Genomic DNA, 2693 nt, shown 5'->3' on the forward strand with positions numbered 1-2693 from the left:
TATTTTCAGTAAAATCAGCGCGTTGTTGCATGCTTGTCACTGTTCGCTGATCGGCTGCCTGTGGTAAATACCGAATAAGCACCGAAGCAGAACCCGCGCGATTGGCCGGGTCCTTGATTGTCGCTCAATCGTATGCGCCATTCTTTTTGAAGGCAGCAGATGAGGTCTACCGTTGAAATTGTTCATCAGCAGGTTCTACGGGTTCCGGCCGGAGATTGTACCAGCGATAACGTTCTCGTTGGCCGCCTATCGTGACAAACTTCTTGCTGATTCTGCGCCAGGCGACCGCATAGTATTTGTTGCCACCCAGACCGCGGAAACACTTGAGGATGAGCGAGGACGCCTTCTTGGCATGGCAGAAATAGGTCGTCGGGCGGTGGACACCCGTTCTTTTGTCACCGTCTGGCCACTCCCGCCCGAGATGATGCAGGGTGACCGCATCCGATATCCTAGCGCCATCCCGATGACTCGCGCCTGGAAATTTGTCGATAAGCCGCTTCTAACCGAAGTGTTCGAACGCCAGCTACCGAGGTCAGCAACTCAAGGCGCAATACCCGTCAAGGATGCTGACCATTTTGAGACCTTGGCGCTGAACATAATGGAAGTAGAATTGCCGCACAGCGCAGCGCTGGCCCGAGAACGCGAGATACTCAACAACCAGTGCGACTTGCTTCCGAGCCGAGGGCCAAAACAGTCGCCCGGCAGGCGCGAGTTCGATGTCGTCAAGCGGGACTTTGGGAATGTTTATGTCCTCCGGTTCGGAAAGCGTGATGTGTGGAAAGTCGGCAGCTCCCACGACCCTGCAGGCAGGGCGGCGAGCTTCAATACGAACATACCAGCGGTGGTCACGGGGGAGTCGTGGTCGCTACACATGACGCAGCGAACAGGTTCATCCGATCAGGCACACGAACTCGAGCACCTGCTGAAGGAGATACTCAGCAGGTTCAGCATCGGTGGCGAGATGTTCAACTGTTCAGTGCGAGACCTTGATCGCGCTTGGCACGAACAGGTCGTCCGGCCATTGTTCGGCTAAACGCGAGCTATGAAAATTTCAAGTTTCACTGGATGCTGGTTCTTGCGGACGCGCTAGAAACCTATCGACATTATCGGCCAGGTCGTGATCGGCTAGGTCGTGAGCCAAGATCAAAAGGCGATCAAAAATAGGACTTTGCCAACTGTGTCGCTAATGCAGCCGCGAGTACCGGAGGAACCGCGTTCCCGACCTGAGTGAACTGTCTTGCCGTCGGGCCAACGAATTTGAAGTCGTCTGGGAAAGTTTGGAGTCGCGCACATTCGCGGACGCTTAAAGTTCGCGGTATCTCAGGGTGTAGGTGGGACCGTCCTCCTCCATTGGTGCCGCCGGCGATTACTGTTTTGGAGGGGCGTGTTGGGTCTAGCCTATCAACCCTACCAAGCTGATCTCGCTGGCCATAGTCCAATCGCATATACCTATTGATGGACTGAACTCGATGGTTGCGGGTGTCGTGATTGAATGCGTTCTTCGATGGCAGCTTTGACAGAACACTACCTGATCCTACGTGAGGTTTTTTCTCTGGCATTGCAAATTCACCGGGCTTCCTTGATCCGACAACAAACATTCTCTGTCGGTACTGCGGAACTCCATAGTCTGCAGCATTGTAAACGTTCGGTTCTGCGACCGTGTACCCGGCGCGCTCAAGCCTTCCGATCGCTATAGACAATTGTTGGCCACCATCCAGGTCGCGAAGGCCAGGGACATTCTCTATCACAAAAGCTGTGGGCAAAAACTCGATGACCAAGTTCACAAAATCAAATAGCAAGTTGCCGTTCTTCTCATGCTCAAAGCCCACACGTTTAAAATTGTCGCCTGCCTTTGAAAACCGCTGGTTGGCCGCAATAGAAAACGGCTGACAAGGAGGCCCCCCAACGAATACGCCCTCAAAGGGTGCTTTGAGAATCGAAGAAAGTGAGGACACTACTTCGTCTATTTTTGAGACGTCACCCGAGTGATAAGGGGGGCCAAACACTTTCCACTGGGGTCGGTTCAGGCGGAGGGTTTTGCAGAATATCTCGTTGAATTCGAATGCGGCCGTGTGCTTAAAACCCACGGCTTCAAAGCCGAGGTCCATTCCGCCACAACCAGTAAAAAAGCTAACAACGGGTATGCCTTCGCCTACTTTGTCAAAATCATTCAGATTAGTAGGGCGCTTGCCTTTCCAACTAACGGTCCGGGAGTTGGCGTAAACTAGGTCATCGATTGTCTTGCCAGCAGGGGCAAGCAGATCCCCGATGTCGATAGAAGAATCGGCAGTTGCAATAAGCTCTGCTTGTGCGATGAATCCATCATCGTCCCGCTCTGCTGTTAGTTTCGACGTCAGCATTTAACTGCCTTCCTGTGTTCTGCCTTGGCTTCGGCGTAGACGTTACGCGCTTCTTCCGCATCCGCGAAATCATTCTGCCCTTTGTTCCGCAGCCATGTGTCGTAGTATCTATGAACGGCCCTATGACAGGTGGGGCAATTGGCCACCAAGTCGGTCAAAAGAGTCCCATCTTTTGAAGTTCGCGCCCCAGAACAAAGGGGCAACACGTGATGCATGTCAAGAATTTTTGGTGTCCAAGGGTAGACGCTTGATGTTTCGACACCACAAAAATCGCATTCAGATCCCGGGTTGGCCGCAAAGAATGGGTAGCGTCCCGGGACTTGGTGTAAATTC

2 protein-coding genes and 1 pseudogene are annotated in these 2693 nt (G+C 53.0%); 1 reads left to right on the forward strand and 2 read right to left on the reverse strand.

Annotated elements, in window-relative coordinates:
* The first annotated feature begins 172 nt into the window (after window positions 1–172).
* Window positions 173–1033 (forward strand): GIY-YIG nuclease family protein, encoded by an 861-nt coding sequence (locus HOC_RS20270; RefSeq protein WP_035542304.1) that lies wholly within the window; start codon window positions 173–175, stop codon window positions 1031–1033.
* Between the two features lie 121 nt (window positions 1034–1154).
* On the opposite strand, the gene HOC_RS20275 is transcribed toward HOC_RS20270, so the two are convergent.
* Both HOC_RS20275 and HOC_RS22610 read right to left on the reverse strand, forming a co-directional pair.
* Entirely contained in the window at window positions 1155–2360 is a 1206-nt protein-coding gene (locus HOC_RS20275) for a DNA cytosine methyltransferase (protein ID WP_035542307.1), read from the reverse strand.
* Window positions 2354–2693 (reverse strand): annotated as a pseudogene (locus HOC_RS22610) (HNH endonuclease); the annotation flags it as partial. The pseudogene HOC_RS22610 and the gene HOC_RS20275, both read right to left, overlap by 7 nt.

It is taken from the genome of Hyphomonas oceanitis SCH89 (genome assembly GCF_000685295.1).
GTDB lineage: Bacteria > Pseudomonadota > Alphaproteobacteria > Caulobacterales > Hyphomonadaceae > Hyphomonas > Hyphomonas oceanitis.